This is a genomic window from Pseudomonas sp. LABIM340 (assembly GCF_040017195.2).
In the GTDB taxonomy this organism is placed as follows: Bacteria; Pseudomonadota; Gammaproteobacteria; order Pseudomonadales; family Pseudomonadaceae; genus Pseudomonas.
Window position 1 is genome coordinate 907,533 of record NZ_CM200227.1, and the last position, 25,486, is coordinate 933,018.

Here is a 25,486-nt window from a genome sequence, read left to right on the forward strand (position 1 = left end):
ACACGGTGCGTCCGCCGGGGCTTAGGGCTTGACCACCATGCCGATGCCGCGGCCGCGCGGATCGGAGGCGGTTTCCAGAGCCTTGCCGTTGACACGGATGGCCTGGATGTCACCCATGTTCCAGCCCTGGTCTTCCAGGGTGTAGCCCATGGCTTTGAGCTCGTCGGCAACCTTGCCGGTGAGCGGCGCGTATGCGTCGTAGTAGATGGTGTCCTTGGGCAGCAGCTGGTGGTGCACGCGCTGCGCGGCGACTGCCTTTTCCAGGGGCAGCTTGTAGTCGTAGACGTTGTTCAGCACCTGGAAGATCGAGGTGAAGATCCGCGAGCCGCCGGGGGTGCCTAGCACCAGGCTGACGTGGCCGTCGCGGGTGACGATGCTCGGGCTCATGGAGGAGAGCATGCGCTTGCCCGGCTCGATGGCGTTGGCGTCGCTGCCCACTACGCCGAAGGCGTTGGCCACGCCCGGCTTGGAGCTGAAGTCGTCCATCTCGTCGTTGAGCAGGAAGCCGGCGCCCTTGACCACCACGCCGCTGCCGAAGTCCCAGTTGAGGGTGTAGGTGTTGCTGACGGCGTTGCCGTCCTTGTCGACGATGGAGAAATGCGTGGTCTGGTGCGGCTCAAGACCGGGGCGGACTTTCTCGGTGGCCGAGATGGCGTCCGGGTTCACTTCCTTGGCGCGCTTGGCGATGTATTTTGCATCGGTCAGCTGGGCCACCGGCACCTTGGAGAACTGCGGGTCGCCCAGGTAGTCGGCGCGGTCAGCGAACACGCGCTTCTCGATTTCGGCGAGCAGGTGGATGTACTTGGCGGAGTTCAGCTCGACGCCCTTGAAGTCGGCGGCGCGCTGTTCCTTGATGCCGATCAGCTGGGCCAGGGCGATACCGCCGGAGCTGGGCAGTGGCGCGGTGTAGAGGGTGTTGCCTTGCCAGTCGACGCGCATCGGTTCGCGCCACTTGGCTTCGTAGGTGGAGAGGTCGTCGGCGGTGACCAGGCCGCCGTCCTGCTTCATCTGCGCGACCAGCAGCTTGGCGGTCTCGCCCTTGTAGAAGTCGTCCGGGCCCTTGTCGGCAATGCGCTCCAGGGTCTTGGCCAGCTCGGGCTGCTTGAAGGTCTCGCCCGGCTTCATGGTGCCGAAGTAGTCGCCGAAGTTGGTCTTGCCGTTGAACAGCGCGATGGCGTCCTGGCGGTACTGGTACTGCTGGTCGGCGACCCGGAAGCCGCTCTGCGCGTAGCCGATGGCCGGGGTCAGCAACTCGCTCCACTTCAGTTTGCCGAAGCGCTTGTGCGCTTCCCACAGACCCATCACGGTACCCGGCACGCCGGCGGCCTTGGCGCCGACCAGGCTGAGGTTCTCGATTACCTCGCCTTTCTCGTTCAGGTACATGGTCTTGGTCGCCGCCTTGGGGGCGATCTCGCGGTAGTCGAGGAAGTACGGCTTGCCGTCGACGTACAGGGTCATGAAGCCGCCGCCGCCGATGTTGCCGGCTTCGGGGTAGGTGACCGCGAGGGTGAAGGCGGTGGCGACCGCGGCGTCGACGGCGTTGCCGCCTTTCTTGAGAATCTCGGCGGCGACCTTCGCGCCGTACTGGTCGGGGGAGGCGACCGCGCCGCCGTCGAGGGTGACGGCGAATACCGAAGAACTCGCCGCGAGGATCGCGACGCCCAGGGGCAGTTTGCTGAAGTGGAACACGCGCATGGAACTTCCTTATTTATTCTTGTGCTTGCGGTGAGGTTGAACGCCCCGGTGAACCGGGGCCTTCGGGTGGAACGGTAAAGCAGGCTCAGAGCGGCTGATCCAGAACGAATGGCTCAGTGCGGCAGGATCTTGGCGAGGAACTGCTGGGTGCGCTCGGCACGGTTCTGCAGGTCGCCGAAGAATTCCTCCTTCGGGCAGTCCTCGACGATCTGCCCGCGGTCCATGAATATCACCCGGTCGGCGACCTTGCGCGCGAAGCCCATCTCGTGGGTCACGCACATCATGGTCATGCCTTCGTGGGCGAGCTGGACCATCACGTCGAGCACCTCGTTGACCATCTCCGGGTCGAGCGCCGAGGTCGGTTCGTCGAACAGCATGACGATCGGGTCCATGGCCAGCGCGCGGGCGATCGCCACGCGCTGCTGCTGGCCACCGGAGAGCTGGCCGGGGTGCTTGTGCGCATGGGCCTTGAGGCCGACGCGGTCGAGCAGCTTCATGCCCTTGTCCAGCGCCTCTTCCTTGCTCCGCCCCAGCACCTTGCGCTGGGCGATGGTGAGGTTCTCGGTGATGGTCAGGTGCGGGAACAGCTCGAAGTGCTGGAACACCATGCCGACCCGCGAGCGCAGTTTTGGCAGGTCGGTCTTCGGGCTGGCGATGGAGGTGCCGTCGACGGTGATGTCGCCCTTCTGGAAGGGCTCCAGCGCGTTGACGCACTTGATCAGGGTCGACTTGCCCGAGCCGGACGGCCCGCAGACCACCACCACTTCACCCTTGGACACCTTGGTGTTGCAGTCGGTGAGCACCTGGAAGTCGCCGTACCACTTGCTGACGTTATCGATGGAGATCATACGGTTAACCTTTTCTGCAGGCGCTTCACGCCGAAGGACGCGGCGAAGCTGATGACGAAGTAGACGAGTCCGGCGAAGATCAGGAACTCATGGGGCTGGCCGATGATGTCGCCACGGGAACGGGCGGCGTTGAGGAAGTCCATCAGGCCGACGCTGTAGACCAGCGAGGTGTCCTGGAACAGGATGATGCTCTGCTGCAGCAGCAGCGGGGTCATCTTGCGGAATGCCTGGGGCAGGATGATCAGGCGCATGGACTGGCCGTAGGTCATGCCCAGCGCGTAGGAGGCGCCGATCTGGCCCTTGGGGATGGCCTGGATGCCGGCGCGGACGATCTCGCAGTAGTACGCCGCCTCGAACATCATGAAGGCCACCAGGCACGAGGTGAACGCGCCCACGGGGGTGTCCTGGCCGGTGATCCAGCGCAGGATGAACGGCACCGCGAAGTAGAACCAGGTGATCACCAGCAGCAGCGGGATCGAGCGGAAGTAGTTCACGTAGAAGCCGGCGATGTTCGACAGCAGCTTGCTGCTCGACAGCCGCATCAGCGCGAGGATGGTGCCCAGCACCACGCCGCCCAGCACGCCCAGCACCATCAGTTGCAGGGTGGTGAGCATGCCTTCCCAGAGGCCGGGGAGGGCGGGGACGATCTGACTGAAGTCCATCATTTACCTCCCACGGAGATCAGGCCCGGCACCGCTACCTTGCGCTCGACGAAGCGCATGATCAGCATCAGGCTCATGTTCAGGGTGAAGTAGATCGCGGTGGCGAGGGTGAAGGCCTCGAACAGGTTGGCGCTGAATTCGGCGGTCTGCTTGGTCTGCGCCAGCAGCTCCATCAGGCCGATCAGCGAGGCCACCGAGGAGTTCTTGAAGACGTTGAGGAATTCCGAGGTCAGCGGCGGAATGATGATCCGGAAGGCCTGCGGCAACAGCACGTGGCGGTAGATCGACGGCAGGCGGAAACCGACGGCGCTGGCGGCGGCGAGCTGGCCCTTGGGCAGCGCCTGGATGCCGGTGCGCACCTGTTCGCAGACCCGCGCGGCGGTGAACAGGCCCAGGCACACGACGACGCTGATGAAGGCCGAGGTTTCCGGGGCGATGCCCAGCTTGAACCAGTCCTGGATCGGCTGCGGCAGGTAGTCCGGTACGAAGAAGTACCAGAGGAACAGCTGCACCAGCAGTGGCACGTTGCGGAACAGCTCCACGTAGGCCGTGGCGATGCCCGACAACCAGCGGTTGGGCAGGGTGCGCATCACGCCCAGCAGCGAGCCGAGCGCCAGGGCGATGACCCAGGCCGCGAGCGAGACGGCGATGGTCCAGCCCAGGCCGGTGATGTACCAGTCCAGGTAGCGTTCGTCGCCAATCCCGGTGGACTTGAAGAACACGCCCCAGTCCCAGTTGTAATCCATGACGGGTTTCCCCTCGATTGCTTTGCACGGTTGCTTGGTACGCTACGGGGCCGGACGCGGGCGCAAGGCCGCCCGCCACCCGCGGGTAGCGGGTGTTCCGGCATCGTCATCAGGAGTAGTGGGCTCGGGAGCGCTGGCGTGCGCTCCCGATCCCCCGCGTGGCTACGCCTTGTGGGCGCAGCCGCGCGCGACCGTTACATCTGCTCGGCAGACTTGTCGGTCGGATTGGCGATCAGCTTCTTGAGCTCATCACTCATCGGGAAGTTGAGGTTCAGGTTCTTCGGCGGGATGGGCTGCATGAACCACTTGTCGTAGATCTTGTTGACCTCACCCGAGGCGAAGGTGTCGGAGATGGCCTTGTCGACGACCTTCTTGAACGGTGCGTCGCCCTTGCGAACCATGCACGCGTAGATCTCGTAGGACTGCGGCTTGCCGACCACGTGCCAGTCGTCGGGCTTCTTGGCCTTGGCCATTTCGCCGTAGAGCAGCGCGTCGTCCATCATGAAGGCCACGGCGCGGCCGGACTCGAGCATCAGGAAGGACTCGCCATGGTCCTTGGCCGAGATGATGTTCATGCCCATCTTCTGGTCGGCGTTCATCTGCTTGAGCAGGCGCTCGGAGGTGGTGCCGGCGGTGGTCACCACGTTCTTGCCCTTGAGGTCCGGGAAGTCGTTGATGCCCGAGCTGGTCTTGGTCAGCAGGCGGGTGCCGACCTCGAAGATTCCGACGGAGAAGTCGACCTGCTTCTGGCGCTCGAGGTTGTTGGTGGTGGAGCCGCACTCGATGTCCACGGTGCCGTTCTGCACCAGCGGGATACGGGTCTGGGAGGTCACCAGGTTGTAGCGGACCTTGAGGTCGGGAACGTTCAGCTCTTTCTTCAGGGCTTCGACGACCTTGATCTGCAGGTCGTGGGAATAACCTTCCGGCTGACGCGGATCGCTGCCGAGGTAGGAGAAGGGAATGGAGGCGTCACGGTGGCCGAGAACGATGGTGCCGGAGTCCTTGATCTTCTTCAGGGTACCGGTGAGTTCTTCGGCGACGACGGGAGTGGCGAGCAGGGCCGCGACAATGGCGACGCCCAACGCACGGGGTGCGAAACGCATGGAGACTACCTCGACTGGTTGTGTTTGTTATTCAGTCCTGCGCCGACGAGGCTCACTCCAGGCCGGTCGCATGTTCGAGGTGGAGCAGAGCAGGCTCCGTGCCAAGCTTTTGCGTTTCTGGTAACTGATTGAATTATAAGGATTAATTTTGATTTCACGACCGTGACGAAGCGACGCCTCGTTCGGTCATCCGGATATTCGTGGAATTCTCGTTCGGAAATCCGAACGAATCGCCCGCTCAGACGTCCGGCTGGCCGGCCCACTGGCCGCGCTGATACGGCTGGTCGCGATCGGCCAGGTGCGCGGCGATGCGCTCCAGCAACTGGTGCGTCGGGGCGCGCACGCCGGTGACCGCCTGGCCCAGCCCCAGCGCGATGACCAGCAGCAGAAGCGCGGGCTGGAAGGCCGGCAGGTGGATGCGCGTGGCGCCGAGGAAGGCCGCGCTGGTGCCCAGGCCCAGCGCCAGGCCGGCGTAGACTTCGGCCGGCGAGTGCACGTTGATCGCCAGTCGCGAGAGGCCCACCAGCACGGCGATCAGCGCCGCCACCCCCGCCGCGACGAGGCCGGCGCGCCGCGAGCTGAACAGCTGCGCAGCCAGGGTTGGCAGCACGGCGCCGGCCATCATGCTGTGGCCGGAGATGCCGGTGAAGTTGAGGTTCGGAATTCCGATTCCCCAGCCCATGAAGGCCAGCTTCGAAACCACCACCAGCGCGGTCGAGAAACCGAACAGCATCGCCCACAGCCCGGCCTTGGCGGTCTCGCGGCGGTACAGCAGCCAGCAGAAGACGAACACGGCGGCCGGCGCCAGCAGGGAGCTGTCGCCTAGGCGGGTGATCAGGGGCCAGAAGGTCATGGGGCGTCGGATGGTGGGACGAAGGCTGGCAACGGTAGCACAGGCCGGTGCCGGCACCGGTCGCCAGGCGACAGGATGTGCCCCTTGGCCGTGATCCGGGTGCTGGCCCACAATGTCGCCTTCAGCCCAAAGGAATGCCCGCCATGGAAATGGAAAACCCCTACCGCGCCCCGGAAGCCCCGCTGGTCGAGGAGCGTACCGGCGCCGAGCAGGCCAATCGATTCTTCGTCATCTCCATCACCAAGATGATCGTGCTCTACGTGGCGACGCTGGGGCTGTTCAACCTGTACTGGATGTACAAGCACTGGTCGATCCAGAAGCCGCACATGCCGGGCAAGATCAACCCGCCGCTGCGCAGCCTGTTCATGATCTTCTATATCCACTCCCTCGCCCGGCGCGTGCACGAAGCCTTGCCCGAGGTGCAGCGCCAAGGCTGGAGCTACAGCAGCGATGCCACCTGGGCGGTCGTGCTGCTGATCGTCTCCAATGTCGCCGACAAGCTGACCAGTCGCATTCCCGAGCTCAGCCACTACAGCCTGCCGTTCATCATCCTGGGCCTTGTGCCGCTCATTCCGCTGACGAACATCCAGCGCCGCGCCAATGAGGCCAGCGGTGATCCGCTGGGCCAGGGCAATGCCTCGATCACCCGCTACAACGTGCCGTTCCTGATCCTTGGCGGCCTACTCTGGGTGCTGATCGTGATCGGCTCGGTGGCGGAGTTCGCGGGCGTCGCCTGAGCCGCCTTCGCGGCGCAGCAGTTCGCGCTTGCGCGGCAGGCCCCAGCGATAACCCCCTTCGCCAGTGCCGCCGACCACGCGGTGGCAGGGCACCAGCAGGCCGACATTATTGCTGGCGCAGGCGCGGGCGATGGCGCGCGGATGGGTGCCCAACTGCTCGGCCAGCTCGCCGTAGCGCCGCGTCTCGCCGCTGGGAATGCGCGTGAGGGCGCGCCAGACGCGCAGCTGGAAGGCGCTGCCGTGCAGGTCCAGCGGCAGGTGGGCAGCCTGTTCGGGCTCTTCCAGCTGGGTGATCACTTCGCGCAGCCAGTCGCCCAGGCCGGCGTCGTCGCGGCTGCGTTCGGCGGCGCTGAAGCGCTCGGCCAGCTGGCGCTCCAGTTCGCTCGCATCGTCAGCGAAGAGCAGGGCGCACACGCCCTTGTCGGTGGCTGCCAGCAGCACCAGCCCGAGCGGACAGGGCGCGATGGCGTAGCGCAGGCGCTCGCCGGCGCCTTTCTGCCGGCGTTGCGCGGGGCTCAGCGGTGTGGCGCTTTCATACAGGGCGCGGGTGCCGGAGTAGCCGGCCTCCAGCGCGGCGTCGAGCACCGAGCGCGCTTGCGGCAAGGCAGCGGCCAGGCGCTGCTCGCGGCGGGAATCCGCCCAGGCACGTGGCGTGAGGCCGGTGCGGGCCTTGAAGGCGCGGGCCAGGTGCGAGGCGGACAGACCGATGCGCCCGGCCAGCTCCTCCAGCGTCAGCGGCTTCTCGGCCTTGTCGAGCAGCTCGCAGGCCGCGGCGACCAGCGCATCCAGTTGTTCGCGCGGGCTCGGGCCGCGCGGCGAACAACGCTTGCAGGGGCGGAAGCCGGCGGCTTCGGCCGCTTCGGGGGCAGCGTGGAAGGCCACGTTCTCCCTTGATGGCCGGCGCGCCGGGCAGTTCGGCCGGCAGTAGACGCCGGTGGAGCGCACGCTGAAGACGAAGCGCCCTTCGTAGCGCTCATCGCGCTCGCAGACCGCCTGCCAGCAGCGCTCGGGGTCAAGTCGGGTGGTCGTCATGGCAGCTCTCCGGGGCAATGGCCGTTGGGGCGATTGTCCGTCCCGACACGAAGTGCAGCAATCCGCATCGCGTTTTCAAACTCGAAGCGCGGCGGCAGGGGCTACGCTTGCTGGGTATTCCCTGAAGAAGACCCCATGTCCTTGCGCCGATTCTGCCTGTGCTGCCTTCTGCTGCTCCTCGCGCTGAGCGCCCAGACCCGTGCCGCGAGCCTGGCGCTGAGCGAGCAGGAGCGAGCTTTCATCTCAGCCCACGAGCCGATCCGCGTCGGCCTGTTCCGCGCCGGCTGGCCGCCGTTCGAGGTGATCGACGAGTTCGACCAGTTCCACGGCATCAGCGCCGATTACCTGCAGTTGCTGTCCGAGCGCCTGGGGATGAAGGTCCAGCCGGTGCTCTACAACACCTGGGAAGAGGTATTGGCAGCGGTGAAGGCCGGCGAGGTGGACCTGTTGCCGTCCATGGCGGCTACCGAGGAGCGCCAGCATTTCCTGAGTTTCACCCAGCCCTACGTCACCACCAGCAGCCTGATCTTCGCCCGGCGCGACAGCACCATCCGCACGCTGGACGACCTGTCCGGCCGCCGCGTGGCCGTGGAGCAGGGCTATGCCGTCCATGAACTGCTGACCAAGGCGGTGCCGGGGATCGACTTCGTGCTGGTAGAAGATTCCCCCAGCGCGCTCAAGGCGGTCTCCACCGGGCGCGCCGATGCCTACGTCGGCAACCTCATCACCACCACCTTCCTGATCGAGCAGCTCAGCCTTTCCAACATGGAGGTGCGCGGCGACAGCGGGCTGGGCAACAGCCAGGTGCGCTTCGCCACGCGCAAGGCGCTGGAACCGCTGGTGCCGCTGCTGGACCGCGCGCTTGGCAATATCACCCGCAACGAGCAGGAGGCGATCCAGGCGCGCTGGCTGCCGTCGCTGGATGTCTTCGACTGGATGAACCTGCTGCAGATCGCCTGGCCGTGGGTGGTGGGTTTCCTCGCCCTGCTGACCTTCGTGCTGGTGTGGAACCGCCGGCTGTCGATCCAGGTGGCCGAGCGCGCCCGTGCCGAGGCGGAGGAACGGCGCCAGCGCAGCACGCTGCTGGCGCTGATCAACTCGATCCCCGATCCGATCTGGTTCAAGGACACCCAGGGCCGCTACCTGGGGGTCAACCAGGCGTTCGCTGACTGCCTGGGGCGCGCGCCGGAGGACATAGTCGGGCGCAGCGACCAGCAGATGTTCAGCCGAGCCGCCGGCACCGGCCGCCAGGAGCGCGACCGCCAGGCGCTGACCGAGCGCGAGCCCTACGCCAGTGAAGGCTGGGTGGTCTATCCCGATGGCCGGCGGGTGCTCTTCGATACCCTGCGCAGCGCTTTTCACGACGACCAGGGCCGGCTGCTCGGCCTGGTCGGCGTCAGCCGTGACGTCACCGCGCGCAAGTCCACCGAGCTGGCGCTGGCCGAGGCCCGCGACCTGGCCGAGGAGGCCGCGCAGCTCAAGAGCGACTTCCTGGCCAACATGAGCCATGAGATCCGCACGCCGCTGAATATCATCATCGGCCTGGCGCACCTGCTCCAGGAAACCACCCTGGACCCGCAGCAGGTGGACTACCTGGGCAAGATCCAGGGCTCGGGCCAGTACCTGCTGGAACTGATCAGCGACATCCTCGACCTGTCCCGCGTGGAGGCCGGCAAGCTGGAGTTCGAGCACATCGACTTCGACCTGGAGCGCCTGCTCGGCGAGTTGTTCGACCTGTTCAATATCCGCGCGGCGAGCAAGGGCCTGGCGGTGCGCTGCGAGATCGACCCACGGGTGCCTGCCCAGGTGGTGGGCGATTCGCTGCGCCTGCGACAGATCCTGATGAACTACGGCAACAATGCGCTGAAGTTCACCGAGCAGGGCGAGGTGGTGCTGATCGTCCGCCTGGAAGACGAGGACGAAGACAGCCTGCAGCTCTACTTCGCCTTCCGCGACACCGGCATCGGCATCACCGAGCCGCAGCAGGAGCGCCTGTTCGAATCCTTCCAGCAGGCGGACAGCTCCATCACCCGCCGTTATGGCGGCTCCGGCCTGGGCCTGGCGATCTGCAAGAAACTGGCGGAGGCGATGGGCGGCAGCGTCGGGGTGGAAAGCGAGCCGAACCGCGGCAGCCTGTTCTGGTGCCGGCTGCCCATGGGCCGGGTGGATGACTCGGTCAGCCTGAGCCTGCAGAACATCAGCCACGAACCGCTGCCGGTGCCCCTGCTGCCGGCGGCCGCGGCCGCTCCGGCGCTGCTGGAGAGCGGCAACGTCGCCGAAGTCGAGCAGGTCTGCCGGCGCCTGGCGCACCTGCTGGCGGCGGACGACCCGCGCGCCGGACGGTTGCTCGGCGAACGTGCAAGCCTGCTGCGCAGCGTCTTCAATGAGGGCTACGAAGGCATTGCCACGAGCGTGCGGCGTTTCGAGTTCGAGCGGGCCCTGGAAAGTCTGGTGAATCTCGCGAGGGAGCGCGACATCCGGATCTGACGGGGTGGATAGACAGGAAAGGTGCGACAGGAACACGCGGACAGGGCCGTGGTCCGATCACCCATGGCATGTCACGAATCTGACCGATGCGAGGAGTTGCGATGGATAGCATGCTGGACCGGCCGGAGCAGGAGATGATCCTGGTGGTGGACGATCAGCCCGACAACCTGATGCTCATGAGCGAGCTGCTCATGGACCGCTATCAGGTGCGCGTCGCCTCCAGCGGGCCGAAGGCACTGCGCCTGATGCAGAGCGACCCGCGCCCGGACCTGGTGCTGCTCGACATCATGATGCCGGAGATGGACGGCTACGAAGTCTGCCGCCAGCTCAAGGCCGACCCGCTGACCCGCGACATCCCGGTGATCTTCCTCACCGGCATGGTCAGCGCCGCCGATGAGCAGAAGGGCCTGGACCTGGGCGCGGTGGACTACCTGACCAAGCCGATCAGCCCGCCGGTGACCCTGGCGCGCATCCGCGCGCACCTGAACCTGAAGTCCAACGCCGACTTCCTGCGCGACAAGAGCGAGTACCTGGAGCTGGAGGTACGCCGTCGCGCTCGCGAGCTGCAGGCCATCCAGGACGCCACCCTGGAAGCCATGGCGACCCTCTGCGACCTGCGCGACAACCCCCACAGCAACCACCTGGTGCGCATCGAACATTACATGCGCCTGCTGGGCAGCTCGCTGTCCCTGCACAACGAGTTCGCTGCCGAGCTGTCGGTGGAGAACATCGAGTTGCTGGTGCGCTCGGCGCAGTTGCACGACATCGGCAAGGTCGCCGTGCCCGACCGCATCCTGCACAGCCCCGGCCAGTTGGAAGAGGCCGACCGGCTGATCCTGGAAAGCCACACCACCGTCGGCCGCGACGCCCTGGCGGCGGCCGAGCGCAAGCTGGGGTCGCCGGCGGAATTCCTGCGTTTCGCTAAGGAAATCGCCTACAGCCACCACGAACACTGGGACGGCAGCGGCTTCCCCGAGGGGCTGGCCGGCGAGCAGATTCCCCTGGGCGCGCGGATGCTCTCGCTGATCGACTGCTATGACGAACTCACCTGCCGCCACGCCTACCGCACCTCGCTGACCCCGGAGGATGCCGCCGGGCGCATCAAGGCGGGCGCCGGCAAGCAGTTCGACCCGCGCGTGGCCGAGGCTTTCAGCGAGGTCGCCGAAGGCTTCGCCAACATCGCCCAGCGCTACGCCGACAGCGACGAAGCGCTGGGGCTGGAATTGCAGCGGCTGGAAGACGCGGTGGTGGAAAGCATCGAGCTGACGCCGCCTGAACCCTGATCGCGCTGGGCGGTTGTCGAGGATTGCCGTATAAGGAGCGCAGCGCCCCAGAGAGGTACGCCAGGAAGCCTGATGAAAACCCCGAAACGCCTGGAGCCGTTGATCGAAGACGGCCTGATCGATGAAGTATTGCGCCCGCTGATGAGCGGCAAGGAAGCAGCGGTCTACGTGGTGCGCTGCGGCGCCGAGCTGCGCTGCGCCAAGGTCTACAAGGAAGCCAACAAGCGCAGCTTCCGCCAGGCCGCCGAGTACCAGGAAGGCCGCAAGGTGCGTAACAGCCGCCAGGCCCGCGCCATGGCCAAGGGCACCAAGTACGGCCGCAAGGAGCAGGAAGACGCCTGGCAGAACGCCGAGGTGGCTGCGCTGTTCCGCCTGGCCAACGCCGGGGTACGCGTACCCAAACCGTATGATTTCCTCGACGGCGTGCTGCTGATGGAGATGGTCGCCGACGAAGAGGGCGACGCCGCGCCGCGTCTGAACGACGTGGTGATGGAGCCCGAGCTGGCCCGCGACTTCCACGAATTCCTCATCCGCCAGATCGTCATGATGCTCTGCGCGGGCCTCGTGCACGGCGACCTGTCGGAATTCAACGTGCTGGTCGGCCCGGACGGCCCGGTGATCATCGACCTGCCGCAGGCCGTGGATGCCGCCGGCAACAACCACGCCTTCCGCATGCTTGAGCGCGACGTGGGCAACATGGCCGCCTACTTCGGCCGCTTCGCCCCAGAGCTCAAATACACCCACTACGCCAAGGAAATGTGGGCCCTCTACGAGGACGGCAAGTTGCAGCCGGACACCCCGCTGACCGGGCACTTCGATGATCCGGAAGACGAGGCGGACGTGGATTCGGTACTGCGTGAAATCGCCGAAGCCATGCGTGAGCAGGAACGCCGCGAAGCCGGCCGTGCCGCTCAGGACGCTCCGCAGCAACGCGATGAGCCGCCGCCCCCGCCGTGGGAGCAGGCCTGAGCCCATTGCCCGGCGAGTCGGAGCTTCTCGCGCTGATCGCCGGGCAACCTGAACGCCTGCACCTGCTGCGCGTGGTGCGCGATCACGGCCCGCGAGGCGCCTGGGTCGCTGCCGGTTTCGTGCGTAACGCAGTGTGGGACGCCTTGCACGGTTACCGCGAACCCACGCCGCTCAGCGATATCGACGTGCTGTATTTCGCCGCCGGCAACCTGGAGCCCGAGGCGGACTATGCCTGGGAGCGTCGGTTGTTGGAGGTTTGCGCGGACGCGCCCTGGTCGGTGCGCAACCAGGCGCGGATGCACCTGCGCAATGGCGATGCGCCCTACGGCGATTGCGCCGATGCCATGTGCCGCTGGCCGGAGGTCTGCACGGCGGTAGCGCTGCGCCTGCGGGGTGATGCCCTCGAGCTGCTCGCGCCGCTGGGGATCGACGACCTCTGGGCGCTGCGGGTCCGGCCCACCGAGCACTTCCGTGCCAAGCCGCACTTCTACCGCGAGCGCCTCGCCGCCAAGAACTGGCCGGCGCGTTGGCCGAAGCTGCGTATCGAACCCCTGTGAGGACCTGCTCGCGGATATCCCCGGCCCGCTCTGCGTAGGATGGGTGGAGCGCAGCGATACCCATGCTGATGGTTTCCCGGGATTGATGGGTATCGCTTCGCTCCACACCATCCTACGCACGGTTCCTGCTTTGGCCTGGGTTGGATTCCCGTCTGGTCCTGCGAAAAAACTGTAAGCCCGCAACTGTATCCATACATTTCAGGCGTGGGCTGTTAGTTTTGCCTGATCCCACCCCGAGCGCTCTGCCATGCCCCTCCGCCACGTTCTCCTCGCCCTATTGGTCACCCTGATCTGGGGCGTCAACTTCGTCGTGATCAAGGTCGGGCTGCACGACTTCCCGCCGCTGCTGTTCTGCGCCCTGCGCTTCGCCCTGGCGGCGCTGCCGCTGATCTTCCTGCGCGGCCCGCTGCCGGCGCCGTTCTGGCGCATCGTGCAGATCGGCGTACTGCTGGGCGTGGTCAAGTTCGGCCTGCTGTTCGTCGGCATGCACATCGGTATGCCCGCCGGGCTGTCGTCGCTGGTGCTGCAGAGCCAGGTGTTCTTCACCGTGCTGATCGCCGCCGCCTTCCTCGGCGAGCGTCCCAGCCCGCGCGCCCTCATCGGCCTGGCGCTGGCCGCCGGCGGCCTGTTGCTGATCGGCCTTGAGCGCCCCCTGGGCGACAGCCTGGTGGCCTTCCTGCTGGTGATCGCCGCCGCGCTGGCGTGGGCCTTCTCCAACATCGCCACCAAGCGCTCCGGCGCCAGCGACATGCTGCGCCTGATCAGCTGGGTCAGCCTGATCCCGCCGTTGCCGCTACTGCTGCTGTCGTGGATCTTCGAAGGCCAGGAGGCCATCGAGCACGCCGTGCTGAATATCAGCTGGGGCGGGACAGGTGCGCTGCTCTACATCGCCTTCCTCGCCACCACCGTCGGTTTCGGCCTGTGGAGCGTCCTGCTGCGCCGCTATCCGGCCAGCCAGGTCACACCTTTCGCCCTGGCGGTACCGGTGTCGGGCCTGCTGTCGGGCTGGCTGTTCCTTGGCGAAGACCTCACCACCCAGGACTGGATGGCTTGCGTGCTGGTGTTCCTCGGTCTTGCCGTGACGGTACTGCCGGCTTCGCTGTGGCGCCGCCGCGCGGTGGCCAGCGCATAAGGCGGATGAGTCAGACAGCCTCGCCGAGGCGGTCCACTACCCACTGGTTGATGCTTTGATTGCTCAGCTCCGCCTTGATCGCTACCTGCGCGTGCAGTTGCGGGTCCAGGCGCAAGCTGAGCTTGCCGGAGAAGGGCCGTTGCGGTTCGCGACCGAGCTTCTCGCAGGTCGCCAGGTAGTCGTCCACCGCCTCTTCGAATGCCACGCGCAACTCGCTGACCGATTCGCCGTGGAAGCCAATCACATCGCGGATTCCGGCGATATGGCCGATGAACAGCCCGTCATCGTCGCTGTATTCGATCCGGGCGGCGTAGCCCTGGTATTTCATGGGAGTCATGGGTGGATTCCTGCCTGTTCGAGCAAGGCGCGCGCATCGCGCACCTGATAGGGCTTGGCTTCCTTGGCCGGATGCGGGCGATGGAAGGTGGCGATTGTGCCATTCAGCTCGAAGCGCACCCGCGAGCCATTGCCCTCGATCACCTGCGCGCCGAGCGCGATCAGCAGCGACTCGATGCGTAGCCATTCCAGTGAGGCCGGGACGGGGAGGGCGAAGATCAGCTCCAGCGTCCTGCGGTGCCGGGCATTCATCCTGTGCTCCGGTGGTTGGTATCAGATTATGCTACCAATCGATGCCGTGAGCCAGCTGTCGGACATATCGCCAAGGGCCGCGTGAATAGTCCTCAGTGACAGCAATTCCCCGACTCCAGGTCCTTGAGGATCGGGCAGTCCGGGCGGTGGTCGCCCTGGCAGTGGTCGCTCAGCTCCTGCAGGGTGTCGCGCAGGCTGCTGAGTTCGGCGATCTTGCGGTTGAGTTCGTCGATGTGTCGGGCGGCCAGGGCCTTCACGTCGGCGCTGGCGCGGGCGCGGTCCTGCCAGAGGGCGAGCAGTTGGCCGACCTCTTCCAGCGAGAAGCCGAAGTCCCGCGAGCGGCGGATGAACGCCAGGGTGTGCAGGTCCTGCTCGCTGTAGTGGCGGTAGCCGCTGGCGCTGCGGCCGGCGGGGGCGAGCAGGCCGGTGGATTCGTAGTAGCGGATCATCTTCGCGGTCAGGCCGCTCTTCTTCGCCGCTTCGCCGATGTTCATGCCGATGTCTCCTGAACGAACACCCCCGCCGTTCGGGCGGGGGCGCGGGGCTTATTGGTGATCGCGGGGTTTCCAGCGCTTGAGCAGCAGGGCGTTGCTCACCACGCTGACGCTGGAGGCGGCCATCGCCGCGCCGGCGACCATGGGGTTGAGCAGGCCGAAGGCGGCCAGCGGGATGCCCACCAGGTTGTAGATGAAGGCCCAGAACAGGTTCTGGCGGATCTTTGCGTAAGTGCGCCGGGAGATATCCAGCGCCGCCGGTACCAGGCGTGGATCGCCGCGCATCAGGGTGATGCCGGCGGCGTGCATGGCGACGTCGGTGCCGCCACCCATGGCGATGCCCACGTCTGCCGCGGCCAGTGCCGGGGCGTCGTTGATGCCGTCGCCGACCATCGCCACGACCTTGCCTTGCTGGCGCAGCGCGCCGACCACGGCAGCCTTGTCGCCGGGCAACACCTCGGCGTGCACGTCGTCCAGGCCCAGGGCGTCGGCCACGACCTTGGCGCTGCCACGGTTGTCGCCGGTGATCAGGTGGCTGGCGATGCCGCGCTCGCGCAGGGCGTCGATGGCGGTCTTCGCGCCTTCCTTGAGGCTGTCGCCGAAGGCGAACAGGGCGATCACCCGTGCCTGCGGTTCGCGCTCGATGAGCCAGGACAGGGTGCGGCCTTCGGCTTCCCATTGCCGGGCTGACTCGACCAGCGCGCCAGGCTGCAGCTGGGCTTCGTCGAGCATGCGGCGGTTGCCCAGGGCCAGCAGGCGACCGCCGATGCGGCCTTGAATACCGCGCCCGGTCAGGGCCTGGGTAGCCTCGGCAGCAGCGGGGTTCAGGCTGCGTTCGGCGCAGGCGTCGAGCACGGCGCGGGCCAGCGGGTGTTCGCTGCCGCGTTGCAGTGCGCCGGCCAGGGCGAGGGCTTCAGTCTCGTCGCCGTCCGCCGCGAGGTTGGTGATGCGCGGCTGGCCGGAGGTGAGGGTGCCAGTCTTGTCGAAGGCCACGGCGGTCACCGCGTGGGCGACTTCCAGCGCCTCGGCGTCCTTGATCAGGATGCCGTGTTTGGCCGCCACGCCGGTGCCGGCCATGATCGCGGTCGGGGTGGCGAGGCCGAGGGCGCAGGGGCAGGCGATGACCAGCACGGCCACGGCGTTGATCAGTGCCTGTTCCCAGCCGGCGCCGGCGATCAGCCAGCCGACCAGGGTGACGAGGGCGATGCCGATCACCACCGGGACGAACACGTTGCTGACCTTGTCCACCAGCTTCTGGATCGGCGCCTTGGCCGCCTGGGCGTCTTCCACCAGACGGATGATCCTGGCCAGCACGGTTTCGCCGCCCAGCGCGGTGGTCTTCACACGCAGCACGCCTTCGCCGTTGATCGCGCCGCCGGTGACCGGGTCGCCGGCGTCCTTGGGCACCGGCAGGCTTTCGCCGGTGATCAGGGCTTCGTCGGCGTGGCTCTGCCCGGCCAGGACTTCACCGTCCACCGGGAAACGTTCGCCGGGGCGTACCAGCACTTCGTCACCCAGGCGCAGTTCGGCGATGGCGACGTCTTCTTCGATGCCGTCACGCACACGGGTGGCGCGCTCCGGGCGCAGGGCCTCGAGGGCGCGGATGGCGGCGGCGGTCTGGCGCTTGGCGCGGCTTTCCAGGTACTTGCCGAGCAGGATCAGGGTGATGACCACGGCGCTGGCTTCGAAGTACAGGTGCGGCATCTGCCCGGGAGCCGCGGCATACCAGAGGTACAGGCTCAGGCCGTAGCCGGCACTGGTGCCGAGGGCAACCAGCAGGTCCATGTTGCCGCTGCGGGCGCGCACGGCCTTGTACGCGGACACATAGAAGCGTGCGCCAATGAGGAATTGCACGGGCGTGGCGAGGAGGAATTGCGCCCAGGCCGGCAGCATCCAGTGCTGGCCGAACCAGTCGCCCACCATCGGCAGCACCAGCGGCAGCGACAGCAGGATGGCGGCGGCCAACCACCAGCGTTCGCGCGCCAGGCGGGCCACGGCCGGATCCACGGCGGGCCGGTCGGGTTCGATGGGGCGGGCCTTGTAGCCGGCCTTGTCGACGGCGGCGATCAGCACGCCAGTATCCACCGCGCCGAGCAGCTCGACGTGGGCGCGCTCGCTGGCCAGGTTGACGCTGGCCGAGCGCACGCCGGGAACCTTGTTCAGGGCGCGTTCGACGCGGCCGACGCAGCTGGCGCAGGTCATGCCTTCGATGGCCAGTTCCAGGCTGTGGGCCGGTACCTGGTAGCCGGCCTGTTCGACAGCGGCGACCAGCGCCGGCAGGGTATCGCCGCTGGACGGCGCGGCAAGCTGCACGCGGGCCTGCTCGCTGGCGAGGTTGACGCTGGCTTCCTGCACGCCGGGTACTTTGCGCAGGGCGCGCTCGACCCGGCCTGCGCAACTGGCGCAGGTCATCCCGGAGACGGGCAGGTCGAGTTCGATGGGGTTGGCGCTGTTCATGGGGCTTCTCCCTGAAGTTCCCCGATAGCATCAACCTTGACACGAGGGCAAGGTCAACCCTCGTTCGCTGCCACTTTGTCGCAGGTCAGACCGCTGAGCGGATCGTCAGCTGCCGCTGGAGACCGGCATGAGATACAGCCCGCTCTCGCTGTTGGCGATGCGGAACTTGCGCACTTCGCCGGCGTGCAGTTGCACGGACTGGGCGCGAAGCGGCTGGATGCCGCTGCGGCAGAGCCCGGAGTTGGCGGTCTGCAGGCGCAGGGAAACTTCGCCCGGCGGCAGGTTGAGGGCGATTTCGCCTTCGGGCTGCAGGCGCGAGACTTTTTCATCCTGCACGTACAGGTCGATGTCGCAGGCGGTGCCGGTATCCAGCCGTTCGCGGCTGACGATCAGCACGGCATAGGCCACCGGCTGGGCGTCGGGCACCGGCCAGGAGCCAGGTGTGCTCGGTGGCGGCATGGCCGGGGAGGTGGGCGCGGGTGGCGCCGAGGGTTCCTCGGGCATGCCATCGGCCCAGGCACTCGAAGGCAGGCCGGCGAAGGGCAGGGCGGCGGCGAAGCCGGCGGCGATTAAAAGGGAACGGCGCATGGCGTTCTCCGACGAGTCAGCTACTTCCGCAGCTTGGCTGAGAGGCTGACGTAGGACAAGTCCAGGGCGAGTGCAACGCGAGAGGCTTGACCTTGCCACGGTGGCAAGGTTGAGACTGCACCCAACGCTTCAATCCATCAGAGGAGAGATTCCATGCATACCTTCAATGTCAAAGGCATGAGCTGCGGCCACTGCGTGCGGGCCATCACCCAGGCGGTGCAGGCGCTGGACGCGGCGGCGGACGTGCAGGTCGACCTGGGCGCCGGTGAAGTCCGCGTCGCCAGCCGGCTGGACGAACCCGCGATCCTCGCGGCGATCCGCGAGGAAGGCTACGAGGCCGAGGCGGCCTGAGGATTCAACCCTTCCGGGCCGGCGTTCTGCCGGCCCTCACGCCTGTGCCGGGTGCCAGTCGCGCACCAGGCCACGGAACACGGCGTCGAACAGTTCGCGGGTTTCCTGCAGCGGGTCGAACAGGGCCGGGTCGCGCAGCCAGTCGCTGAGCAGGCCGAAGATCATCGCGTGCACCGCGCGCGAGGCAATCTTGGGCGTCACGCCGGGCATCAGTCGAGTGCGGCAATCCTCGCGGTTGAACAACTGCTCGCAAAGCTCGATGAACTGCCGGACGAACTGGTTGTGGCGCTCCTCGGCGTCGCGCAGTTCATCGGTGAACTCGCAGCGCTGCAGGAGGATGGTGAGGATGCGTCGGCGCTGCTCATCGCGGGCGAGGTTCTCGACCACTTCCACGCTGAGCTGGAACAGCGATTCGATCGGGTCGTGACCGTCGCAGCCGGACAGCCGCTGCGCCAGTTGCTCGGGCGGCAGGCGGACCTGGTTGAGCATGTCGTTGAATAGGTGCGCCTTGTTCTGGAAGTGCCAGTACACCGCTCCGCGGGTGACGCCTGCGGCGCGCGCGATCTCTTCCAGGCTCGTATTTGAGACGCCTTTCGCAAAGAAAAGGCCTTCAGCCGAGTCGAGAATCGTCTGACGGGTTCGTTCCGAATCTTCTTTAGTTCTTCGCATGGCGCTTGGTGGTATACAGGCTAGGATCACTGGGTGACAGGCAGTTTACTGATTTTATTGCGCTAACAGTGCTTTACAGACACTGGCGTAGGTAAAAGTCACACAGTCGTCGTCCTTTTGGGGTTCCGCCGTCAGTCATTTCCATGGAGAGGTTACATGCCGTTTGCCCGTCGTTTGCCCGTCGCGCTTGCTGTCGTTGGGTTGCCAGTTCTGTTCGCTGCCTGGGCCCAGGCCGAGGACAAACCGGCTACGGCAGCGCCTCCGCCCCCGGCAGTGACGGTCGAAGTGGCCAAGAGCGCTCCGGTGCCGCTGACCTTCGAATACGCCGCGCGGACCGCCGGCTACCGCGAAGTGGAAGTGCGCGCCCAGGTCAGCGGCATCCTGCAGCGTCGCACCTATGAGGAAGGCCGGCCGGTGAAGGAAGGCCAGGTGCTGTTCCGCATCGATCCGCGCCCCTACCAGGCCGCGCTGGGCCAGGCCAAGGGTTCGCTGGCGCAGACCCAGGCGCGCTACCGGCAGACCGAGCGTGATCTCAAGCGGATTCGCGAACTGCAGGCCAAGGGCTTCGCCAGCGAAAGCGAACTGGACCGCTACACCTCCGATTTCGAACAGGCCAAGGCCGACGTCGAGGCCGCCCGCGCCACCGTCCAGGCCAAGCAGATCGACCTCAACTACACCACGGTGACCGCGCCGATCTCCGGCATGGCGAGCAAGGAAGTGCGCTCCGAAGGCAGCCTGGTGGTGGCCAGCGACCCGAACTCCAGCCTGCTGACCAAGCTCACCCAGCTCGATCCGGTGTACGTCAACTTCGCCTACCCCGACACCCAGGCGACGCAGATGAACGACGGGGTGAAAAGCGGCCGCTACATCCTGCCCAAGGACGGCAAGCTGACCGCCGAGCTGCGCTTCGGCGACGGCAGCAAGTACCCCATCGAGGGCGTCGTCGACTTCACCGACAGCTTCGTCAACACCGGCACCGGCACCGTGAACGCCCGCGCCGTGGTGCCCAACCCGCATAACCTGCTGATCCCCGGCCAGTTCGTGCGCATCCTGATCACCGGCATCACCCAGAGCAACGCCGTGACCCTGCCCGAGCGTGCGCTGGCCCAGGGGCCGCGCGGCACCTTCGTCTACGTGGTGGACAAGGACGGCTTCGCCCGCGTGCGCCAGGTGACCACGACCAAGACCGTGGACGGCCGCTGGATCATCGATGCCGGGGTGGATGACGGTGACCGGGTGATAGTCGACGGGCTGCTCAAGGTGCGCCCCGACCAGCCGGTCAAGGCTGTGGAAGGTGGCGCGCAGGAATCTGCAGCCAAAACTGCTTCGTCCCAGTCCTGAGGAGCGCCCATCGTGATTTCGCGCTTCTTCATCGAACGTCCGGTGTTCGCGATGGTGATTTCCATCGTGATCCTGCTCGCGGGCCTGGTGGCCATGCGCGCGCTGCCCATCGCCCAGTACCCGGAGATCGTGCCGCCGGAAGTGTCCGTGTCGGCCTCCTACCCGGGCGCCAGTTCCCAGGTCATCGCCGAAACCGTGGCCGCTCCGCTGGAGCAGGAAATCAACGGCGTGGAGGGCATGATCTACCAGCTGTCCAACTCCGACGCCAGCGGCGCCATGAGCCTGACGGTGTACTTCGAGGTCGGCACCGACCCCGACCAGGCCACCATCGACGTCAACAACAAGGTCCAGGCGGCGCTCGCCAAGCTGCCCGAGGAAGTGCGTCGGCAGGGCGTGAAGGTGGAGAAGAAATCCTCCGACATCCTGCAGGTAGTGACCCTGTTCTCGCCGGACAACTCTCGCGATCCGATCTTCATCAGCAACTACGCGCTGATCAACGTGATCGACGACCTCAAGCGGATTCCCGGCGTCGGCGACGTCAGCCAGTTCGGCTCCAAGGACTACGCCATGCGTGTCTGGCTGCGCCCGGACAAGCTGGCGCAGTACAACCTGACGCCCACCGATGTGGTCAACGCGATCCGCGAGCAGAACTCGCAATTCGCCGCCGGCAGCTTCGGCCAGCAGCCGATGAAGGAGCCGCAGGATTTCACCTACATGGCCACCGCGCAGGGCCGCTTCACCGATCCCAAGGAGTTCGAGAACGTCATCCTGCGCAGTGATTCCACCGGCGCCAGCCTGCTGCTCAAGGATGTGGCGCGGGTCGAGCTGGGCGCGCAGGACTACTCCCTGGTGACCTCGCTCAACGGCCAGCAGAACGCCGCCTTCGGTATCTATCTGCAACCGGGCGCCAACGCGCTGGATACCGCCCAGGCCGTGCGCGACCACATGGACGCCATGGCCAAGCGCTTCCCGCAGGGCATCACCTACAAGATTCCCTACGACACCACCACCTTCGTGAAGGTCTCCATCGAGGAGGTGATTCACACCTTCGTCGAGGCGCTGATCCTGGTGATGGTGGTGGTCTTCATCTTCCTGCAGAACATCCGCGCGACGCTGATCCCGGTGCTGGCGATCCCGGTGTCGCTGGTCGGCACCTTCGCCGGCATGTACCTGATGGGCTTCTCCATCAACCTGCTGTCGCTGTTCGGCATGGTGCTGGCGATCGGAATCGTGGTGGACGATGCCATCGTGGTGCTGGAGAACGTCGAACGGGTGATGCGCACCGAGAAGCTGAGCCCGAAGGAAGCGGCGATCAAGGCCATGGAGGAGGTGACCGGGCCGATCGTTGCCATCGTTCTGGTGCTCTGCGCGGTGTTCATCCCGGTGGGCTTCCTCGGTGGCCTGGCCGGCCAGATGTACAAGCAGTTCGCGATCACCATTGCGGTATCCGTGGTGATCTCCGGCATCGTCGCGCTGACCCTGTCGCCGGCGCTCTGCGCGCTGATCCTCAAGGCCGAGCACAAGGAGCCGGCCGCGCCGTTCCGCTGGTTCAACCGCACCTTCGAACGCATCACCAACGGCTACGGCGCCGGTGTGCAGTTCTTCCTCAAGCGTGCGGCACTGGGGCTGGTGCTGTTCGGCGGCATGATCGCCCTGCTGGTCATCCTGTTCGGCCGGGTGCCCGGCTCACTGGTACCCGACGAGGACCAGGGCTACGTGCTCAACGCCTACTTCCTGCCGCCGGCGGCCTCGCTGACCCGCACCGAGAAACTCACCAACGACGTGACCCACCAGCTGATGAAGCATCCGGCGGTGCAGGACGTGGTGACCTTCGCCGGTTTCGACATCCTCACCTTCGGCACCCGCAGCAACGCCGGTGTGTCCTTCGTGCCGCTCAAGGACTGGAAGGAGCGCACCACGCCCGAGCTGGACGCGCGCAACCTGACCCGCGAATTCATGAAGATGGGCGCCGGCCAGGAAGACGGCGTGGTGATGTCCTTCAACCCGCCGCCGATCACGGGCATGAGTACCACCGGCGGTTTCGAGGCCTACATCCAGGACCGCAGCGGCGGCACCTCCGAGCAGCTCGAAGAGGTGACCATGAAGTTCCTCGCCGCCGCGGCCAAGCGCCCGGAGCTGGCGGGGGTCAACACCACCTTCAACGCCAACGTGCCGCAGTACTACGTCGACCTGGACCGCACCAAGGCGCGCTCCCTGGGCGTGGCCATCAACGACGTGTTCACGGCGATGCAGTCCACCTTCGGCAGCTACTACGTCAACGACTTCACCCTCTACGGGCGGACCTGGCAGGTCTCCCTGGAGTCGGAGCCGGAGTTCCGCCGCAAGCCGGACGACCTCAGCCAGGTCTTCGTGCGCTCGTCCACCGGCGACCTGGTGCCGCTGACCACGCTGGTGTCGGTCAAGCGCATCCTCGGCCCGGACTCCTACGCGCGTTTCAACGTGTTCCCGGCAGCCAAGCTGCTCGGTGGCCCTGCGCCGGGCTACAGCTCCGGCCAGTCGCTGGCGGCCATGCAGGAGGTCGCTGACCAGGTGCTGGGTGAGAACTACTCGCTGGCGTGGATCGGCTCGGCCTACCAGGAGCTGGCGACCCAGGGCTCGGGCAGTACCGCGTTCATCTTCGGCCTGATCCTGGTGTTCCTGATCCTCGCCGCCCAGTACGAACGCTGGACCCTGCCGCTGGCAGTGGTCACCGCGGTGCCCTTCGCGGTGTTCGGCGCGATCCTGGCGATCTGGCTGCGCGGGCTGGATAACGACGTGTACTTCCAGGTCGGCCTGGTGACCCTGATCGGCCTGGCGGCGAAGAACGCCATCCTGATCATCGAGTTCGCCGTGCTGTGCCGCGAAGAGCAGGGCATGGGTCCGGTCGAGGCGGCGCTGGAAGCGGCCAAGCTGCGCTTCCGCCCCATCGTGATGACCTCGCTGGCCTTCATCCTAGGTTGCGTGCCGCTGGCCATCAGCACCGGCGCCGGCTCCGCGAGCCGTCACTCGATCGGCACCGGGGTGATCGGCGGGATGCTCGCAGCGACCCTGCTGGCGACCTTCCTCATCCCGATGTTCTACATGCTGGTGGAGTCGGCCGCGGACAAGCTCGGTGCGCGTAAAGCCAAGGCCAAGCCCGAGCCAGAGGGCGCGCACGAAGCTTGATGCAGTAGCGGGTCCGGTCAGCGCGGCCGGACTCGCATCTCCCATTGTTTCGGGAGTTGTTTCGGGAGTTGCTTAGGGAGCTTGCTAATTTCCCGGCGCTCGCCACAATGCATGGCTTCGCCGCGCCTTTCCTGTGCGCCAACTCGTTATCCACACCGACCTGCCTGCGGCCTCAGCCGCGCTTCGGCGGACGCGTGTGACCAGGTGATCCATGAATCTCCGCATCCTGCTGATCCTCGGCGCGCTGAGCGCCTTCGGGCCCATGGCCATCGACTTCTACCTGCCCAGCTTCCCGGCGCTGGCGCAGTCCTTCGGTACCGACGTCGAACATATCCAGCTGAGCCTTTCGGCCTACTTCGCCGGCCTCGCCATCGGCCAGCTGCTCTACGGCCCGCTGGCCGACCGCATCGGTCGGCGCATCCCGCTGCTGCTGGGGGTGAGCATCTTCACCCTGGCGTCGCTCGCCTGCGCCTTCGCGCCGAACCTGGAATGGCTGATCGGCGCGCGCTTCGTCCAGGCGCTCGGTGGTTGTGCGGGGATGGTGATCTCGCGGGCGGTGGTGCGTGACCTGTGCGACCCGATTGCTGCCGCCAAGGCCTTCTCGCAGTTGATGCTGGTGATGGGGCTGGCGCCGATCCTGGCGCCACTGGGCGGTGGGCTGCTGCTGAGCCTGTCCGGCTGGCAGTCGATCTTCTATTGCCTGACGCTGTTCAGCGCCCTGGCCGGCGGCGCCATCGCGCTGTGGCTGCCCGAGACCATCCCGAGCGGCCCGCGCCCGCCGTTGCGCGGCGCACTGAAGCAGTACCGCGCACTGTTCCGCGACCGCTCCTTCATCACTTATGCACTGACCGGCGGGGTCGCCATTGCCGGGATGTTCTCCTACATCGCCGGTTCGCCCTTCGTCTTCATCGAACTCTACGGCGTGCCGGCCGAGCACTACGGCTGGATCTTCGGCAGCAACGCGGCGGGCTTCATCCTGATGGCGCAGGTCAACGCGCGGCTGCTGCGCTATCGCGGGCCGGGGTTCTGGCTGCGCCGGGCGGTGTGGGTGTACTTCGGTTGCGGCGTGGCGCTGCTGGCGATCACCCTGGCCAAGCCCGACCACCTGTGGCCGCTGCTGGTGCCGCTGTTCGGCGCCATTGCCAGCCTGGGCTTCCTGCTGCCCAACTCCTCGGCCTGCGCCATGGCCAGCCAGGGCCGGCACGCGGGCAGCGCGTCGGCGCTGATGGGCAGCCTGCAGTTCACGGTCGCCGCCTGCGCTTCGGCGCTGGTCGGTGCGTTGCACGACGGTTCGGCATTGCCGATGGCGGTGGTCATCACCGTCTGCGGCCTGGTGGCCGCCGTGCTCGGCTGGCTGAGCGGGCAGATCAGCGAACGCGCGGCCTGATCAGCTGGCGGCGCGTTGCGCCAGCTCGGGTAGCCGGTGCGGGGCCTTCAGGCGGGCTTCGAGGATAGCGACGAAACTGCGCGCCTCGAGCTCGCTGCGGAAGCCCACGGCCTGCTGGTCGAGGCAGACTTCCCACGGTTGGTCTTTGCGCAAGCGGGACGGACGGACGAGGATGTTCACGGTGCTCACCCCTGTGCTGTCAGGTGAAAAGGGACTCTCAGTGTAGTCCTGTCATAGGGCGGTAGTAGGTGCGACCTGTGGTCGCCGACATGCGGTGGCGGCGCTGCCGGAAAACTCTCCAGCCACCGTGCCAGAGCGCTCCGTCCGCCGTTGTGCCGCTTC

The 25,486-nt window shown here is 66.6% G+C and carries 24 protein-coding genes; 10 read left to right on the plus strand and 14 right to left on the minus strand.

The features are described from left to right. Window positions 1-21: 21 nt before the first annotated feature. The 6 genes from ggt to ABKS89_RS04480 all read right to left on the minus strand — a co-directional run bounded on the left by ggt (window position 22) and on the right by ABKS89_RS04480 (window position 5,907). A complete protein-coding gene (gene ggt / locus ABKS89_RS04455) occupies window positions 22-1,695 on the minus strand; it encodes a gamma-glutamyltransferase (protein WP_348588164.1) in 1,674 nt (557 codons plus the stop codon). A gap of 113 nt (window positions 1,696-1,808) precedes the next feature. Beyond that, on the minus strand, window positions 1,809-2,543 hold the full coding sequence (locus ABKS89_RS04460) for an amino acid ABC transporter ATP-binding protein (protein WP_348588163.1): 735 nt from the start codon (window positions 2,541-2,543) through the stop codon (window positions 1,809-1,811). Then, a complete protein-coding gene (locus ABKS89_RS04465; protein ID WP_138212125.1) occupies window positions 2,540-3,208 on the minus strand; it encodes an amino acid ABC transporter permease in 669 nt (222 codons plus the stop codon). Before ABKS89_RS04465 ends, ABKS89_RS04460 begins: the two co-directional genes overlap by 4 nt. Continuing rightward, on the minus strand, window positions 3,205-3,951 hold the full coding sequence (locus tag ABKS89_RS04470; protein ID WP_081517282.1) for an amino acid ABC transporter permease: 747 nt from the start codon (window positions 3,949-3,951) through the stop codon (window positions 3,205-3,207). The genes ABKS89_RS04465 and ABKS89_RS04470 overlap by 4 nt, the downstream gene beginning before the upstream one ends. Window positions 3,952-4,145: 194 nt before the next feature. Beyond that, window positions 4,146-5,054 carry a glutamate/aspartate ABC transporter substrate-binding protein gene (locus ABKS89_RS04475; RefSeq protein WP_045217115.1) on the minus strand — a complete coding sequence of 303 codons (909 nt, stop codon included), beginning with the start codon at window positions 5,052-5,054 and terminating at the stop codon, window positions 4,146-4,148. Between the two features lie 238 nt (window positions 5,055-5,292). Further along, window positions 5,293-5,907 (minus strand): phosphatase PAP2 family protein, encoded by a 615-nt coding sequence (locus ABKS89_RS04480; protein WP_348588162.1) that lies wholly within the window; start codon window positions 5,905-5,907, stop codon window positions 5,293-5,295. A gap of 143 nt (window positions 5,908-6,050) precedes the next feature. On the opposite strand from ABKS89_RS04480, the gene ABKS89_RS04485 reads away from it, so the two are divergent. After that, the gene (locus tag ABKS89_RS04485) at window positions 6,051-6,644 is read left to right on the plus strand and encodes an MFS transporter permease (protein ID WP_348588161.1); all 594 of its coding nucleotides are present in this window, start codon (window positions 6,051-6,053) and stop codon (window positions 6,642-6,644) included. Here ABKS89_RS04485 and ada read toward each other — a convergent pair. Continuing rightward, a complete protein-coding gene (ada, locus tag ABKS89_RS04490; protein WP_348588160.1) occupies window positions 6,588-7,676 on the minus strand; it encodes a bifunctional DNA-binding transcriptional regulator/O6-methylguanine-DNA methyltransferase Ada in 1,089 nt (362 codons plus the stop codon). The genes ABKS89_RS04485 and ada overlap by 57 nt on opposite strands. A 135-nt stretch (window positions 7,677-7,811) precedes the next feature. Here ada and ABKS89_RS04495 point away from each other — a divergent pair, with 135 nt between their 5' ends. The 5 genes from ABKS89_RS04495 to ABKS89_RS04515 all read left to right on the plus strand — a co-directional run bounded on the left by ABKS89_RS04495 (window position 7,812) and on the right by ABKS89_RS04515 (window position 14,104). Then, entirely contained in the window at window positions 7,812-10,163 is a 2,352-nt protein-coding gene (locus ABKS89_RS04495; RefSeq protein ID WP_348588159.1) for an ATP-binding protein, read from the plus strand. 101 nt (window positions 10,164-10,264) lie between these two features. Continuing rightward, window positions 10,265-11,446, plus strand: a complete 1,182-nt coding sequence (locus tag ABKS89_RS04500) for an HD domain-containing phosphohydrolase (RefSeq protein WP_348588158.1) — start codon at window positions 10,265-10,267, stop codon at window positions 11,444-11,446. Window positions 11,447-11,518: 72 nt separating this feature from the next. Further along, entirely contained in the window at window positions 11,519-12,415 is an 897-nt protein-coding gene (locus tag ABKS89_RS04505) for a PA4780 family RIO1-like protein kinase (protein WP_045217128.1), read from the plus strand. 5 nt (window positions 12,416-12,420) lie between these two features. Further along, window positions 12,421-12,972 carry a nucleotidyltransferase family protein gene (locus ABKS89_RS04510; RefSeq protein ID WP_348588157.1) on the plus strand — a complete coding sequence of 184 codons (552 nt, stop codon included), beginning with the start codon at window positions 12,421-12,423 and terminating at the stop codon, window positions 12,970-12,972. A 247-nt stretch (window positions 12,973-13,219) separates the two neighbouring features. Then, the gene (locus ABKS89_RS04515; RefSeq protein WP_348588155.1) at window positions 13,220-14,104 is read left to right on the plus strand and encodes an EamA family transporter; all 885 of its coding nucleotides are present in this window, start codon (window positions 13,220-13,222) and stop codon (window positions 14,102-14,104) included. A 10-nt stretch (window positions 14,105-14,114) separates the two neighbouring features. On the opposite strand, the gene ABKS89_RS04520 is transcribed toward ABKS89_RS04515, so the two are convergent. From ABKS89_RS04520 to ABKS89_RS04540, 5 genes are all read right to left on the minus strand, one after another. Next, complete coding sequence (locus tag ABKS89_RS04520; RefSeq protein WP_348588154.1) at window positions 14,115-14,441, minus strand: type II toxin-antitoxin system HicB family antitoxin; 327 nt, start codon at window positions 14,439-14,441, stop codon at window positions 14,115-14,117. After that, window positions 14,438-14,692, minus strand: coding sequence for a type II toxin-antitoxin system HicA family toxin (locus tag ABKS89_RS04525; RefSeq protein WP_348588153.1), 255 nt, complete (start codon window positions 14,690-14,692; stop codon window positions 14,438-14,440). The genes ABKS89_RS04520 and ABKS89_RS04525 overlap by 4 nt, the downstream gene beginning before the upstream one ends. Window positions 14,693-14,784: 92 nt before the next feature. After that, a complete protein-coding gene (gene cueR / locus ABKS89_RS04530; RefSeq protein WP_081517293.1) occupies window positions 14,785-15,186 on the minus strand; it encodes a Cu(I)-responsive transcriptional regulator in 402 nt (133 codons plus the stop codon). A gap of 51 nt (window positions 15,187-15,237) precedes the next feature. After that, window positions 15,238-17,643 carry a heavy metal translocating P-type ATPase gene (locus ABKS89_RS04535; RefSeq protein ID WP_138212134.1) on the minus strand — a complete coding sequence of 802 codons (2,406 nt, stop codon included), beginning with the start codon at window positions 17,641-17,643 and terminating at the stop codon, window positions 15,238-15,240. A gap of 105 nt (window positions 17,644-17,748) precedes the next feature. Continuing rightward, a complete protein-coding gene (locus ABKS89_RS04540; protein WP_138212135.1) occupies window positions 17,749-18,231 on the minus strand; it encodes a hypothetical protein in 483 nt (160 codons plus the stop codon). Window positions 18,232-18,384: 153 nt separating this feature from the next. Between ABKS89_RS04540 and ABKS89_RS04545 the strand changes: the two genes are divergently transcribed. After that, complete coding sequence (locus tag ABKS89_RS04545; RefSeq protein WP_081517296.1) at window positions 18,385-18,582, plus strand: heavy-metal-associated domain-containing protein; 198 nt, start codon at window positions 18,385-18,387, stop codon at window positions 18,580-18,582. 36 nt (window positions 18,583-18,618) lie between these two features. Here ABKS89_RS04545 and ABKS89_RS04550 read toward each other — a convergent pair whose 3' ends face one another. Then, on the minus strand, window positions 18,619-19,251 hold the full coding sequence (locus ABKS89_RS04550) for a TetR family transcriptional regulator (RefSeq protein ID WP_045217146.1): 633 nt from the start codon (window positions 19,249-19,251) through the stop codon (window positions 18,619-18,621). Window positions 19,252-19,407: 156 nt separating this feature from the next. Here ABKS89_RS04550 and ABKS89_RS04555 point away from each other — a divergent pair, with 156 nt between their 5' ends. The 3 genes from ABKS89_RS04555 (at window position 19,408) to ABKS89_RS04565 (ending at window position 25,144) form a co-directional block, all read left to right on the plus strand. Then, window positions 19,408-20,592: an efflux RND transporter periplasmic adaptor subunit gene (locus ABKS89_RS04555; protein ID WP_138212136.1), complete on the plus strand. Its 1,185-nt coding sequence runs from the start codon at window positions 19,408-19,410 to the stop codon at window positions 20,590-20,592. A 12-nt stretch (window positions 20,593-20,604) separates the two neighbouring features. After that, the gene (locus ABKS89_RS04560; protein WP_138212137.1) at window positions 20,605-23,757 is read left to right on the plus strand and encodes an efflux RND transporter permease subunit; all 3,153 of its coding nucleotides are present in this window, start codon (window positions 20,605-20,607) and stop codon (window positions 23,755-23,757) included. A gap of 211 nt (window positions 23,758-23,968) precedes the next feature. Further along, a complete protein-coding gene (locus ABKS89_RS04565) occupies window positions 23,969-25,144 on the plus strand; it encodes a multidrug effflux MFS transporter (protein ID WP_348588152.1) in 1,176 nt (391 codons plus the stop codon). On the opposite strand, the gene ABKS89_RS04570 is transcribed toward ABKS89_RS04565, so the two are convergent. Beyond that, window positions 25,145-25,324 (minus strand): hypothetical protein, encoded by a 180-nt coding sequence (locus ABKS89_RS04570; protein ID WP_138212139.1) that lies wholly within the window; start codon window positions 25,322-25,324, stop codon window positions 25,145-25,147. Between the last annotated feature and the right edge of the window lie 162 nt (window positions 25,325-25,486).

What these genes read in the sequence shown, in the direction of transcription:
- ABKS89_RS04505 (WP_045217128.1), top strand. Translation starts at nt 11,519, where the DNA reads ATGAAAACCCCGAAACGCCTGGAGCCGTTGATCGAAGACGGCCTGATC.
- ABKS89_RS04500 (WP_348588158.1), top strand. Translation starts at nt 10,265, where the DNA reads ATGGATAGCATGCTGGACCGGCCGGAGCAGGAGATGATCCTGGTGGTG.
- ABKS89_RS04480 (WP_348588162.1), bottom strand. Translation starts at nt 5,907, where the DNA reads ATGACCTTCTGGCCCCTGATCACCCGCCTAGGCGACAGCTCCCTGCTG.
- ABKS89_RS04470 (WP_081517282.1), bottom strand. Translation starts at nt 3,951, where the DNA reads ATGGATTACAACTGGGACTGGGGCGTGTTCTTCAAGTCCACCGGGATT.
- ggt (WP_348588164.1), bottom strand. Translation starts at nt 1,695, where the DNA reads ATGCGCGTGTTCCACTTCAGCAAACTGCCCCTGGGCGTCGCGATCCTC.
- ABKS89_RS04535 (WP_138212134.1), bottom strand. Translation starts at nt 17,643, where the DNA reads ATGAACAGCGCCAACCCCATCGAACTCGACCTGCCCGTCTCCGGGATG.
- ABKS89_RS04550 (WP_045217146.1), bottom strand. Translation starts at nt 19,251, where the DNA reads ATGCGAAGAACTAAAGAAGATTCGGAACGAACCCGTCAGACGATTCTC.
- ABKS89_RS04545 (WP_081517296.1), top strand. Translation starts at nt 18,385, where the DNA reads ATGCATACCTTCAATGTCAAAGGCATGAGCTGCGGCCACTGCGTGCGG.
- ABKS89_RS04515 (WP_348588155.1), top strand. Translation starts at nt 13,220, where the DNA reads ATGCCCCTCCGCCACGTTCTCCTCGCCCTATTGGTCACCCTGATCTGG.
- ada (WP_348588160.1), bottom strand. Translation starts at nt 7,676, where the DNA reads ATGACGACCACCCGACTTGACCCCGAGCGCTGCTGGCAGGCGGTCTGC.
- cueR (WP_081517293.1), bottom strand. Translation starts at nt 15,186, where the DNA reads ATGAACATCGGCGAAGCGGCGAAGAAGAGCGGCCTGACCGCGAAGATG.
- ABKS89_RS04475 (WP_045217115.1), bottom strand. Translation starts at nt 5,054, where the DNA reads ATGCGTTTCGCACCCCGTGCGTTGGGCGTCGCCATTGTCGCGGCCCTG.
- ABKS89_RS04495 (WP_348588159.1), top strand. Translation starts at nt 7,812, where the DNA reads ATGTCCTTGCGCCGATTCTGCCTGTGCTGCCTTCTGCTGCTCCTCGCG.
- ABKS89_RS04540 (WP_138212135.1), bottom strand. Translation starts at nt 18,231, where the DNA reads ATGCGCCGTTCCCTTTTAATCGCCGCCGGCTTCGCCGCCGCCCTGCCC.
- ABKS89_RS04460 (WP_348588163.1), bottom strand. Translation starts at nt 2,543, where the DNA reads ATGATCTCCATCGATAACGTCAGCAAGTGGTACGGCGACTTCCAGGTG.
- ABKS89_RS04525 (WP_348588153.1), bottom strand. Translation starts at nt 14,692, where the DNA reads ATGAATGCCCGGCACCGCAGGACGCTGGAGCTGATCTTCGCCCTCCCC.
- ABKS89_RS04465 (WP_138212125.1), bottom strand. Translation starts at nt 3,208, where the DNA reads ATGATGGACTTCAGTCAGATCGTCCCCGCCCTCCCCGGCCTCTGGGAA.
- ABKS89_RS04565 (WP_348588152.1), top strand. Translation starts at nt 23,969, where the DNA reads ATGAATCTCCGCATCCTGCTGATCCTCGGCGCGCTGAGCGCCTTCGGG.
- ABKS89_RS04555 (WP_138212136.1), top strand. Translation starts at nt 19,408, where the DNA reads ATGCCGTTTGCCCGTCGTTTGCCCGTCGCGCTTGCTGTCGTTGGGTTG.
- ABKS89_RS04520 (WP_348588154.1), bottom strand. Translation starts at nt 14,441, where the DNA reads ATGACTCCCATGAAATACCAGGGCTACGCCGCCCGGATCGAATACAGC.
- ABKS89_RS04485 (WP_348588161.1), top strand. Translation starts at nt 6,051, where the DNA reads ATGGAAATGGAAAACCCCTACCGCGCCCCGGAAGCCCCGCTGGTCGAG.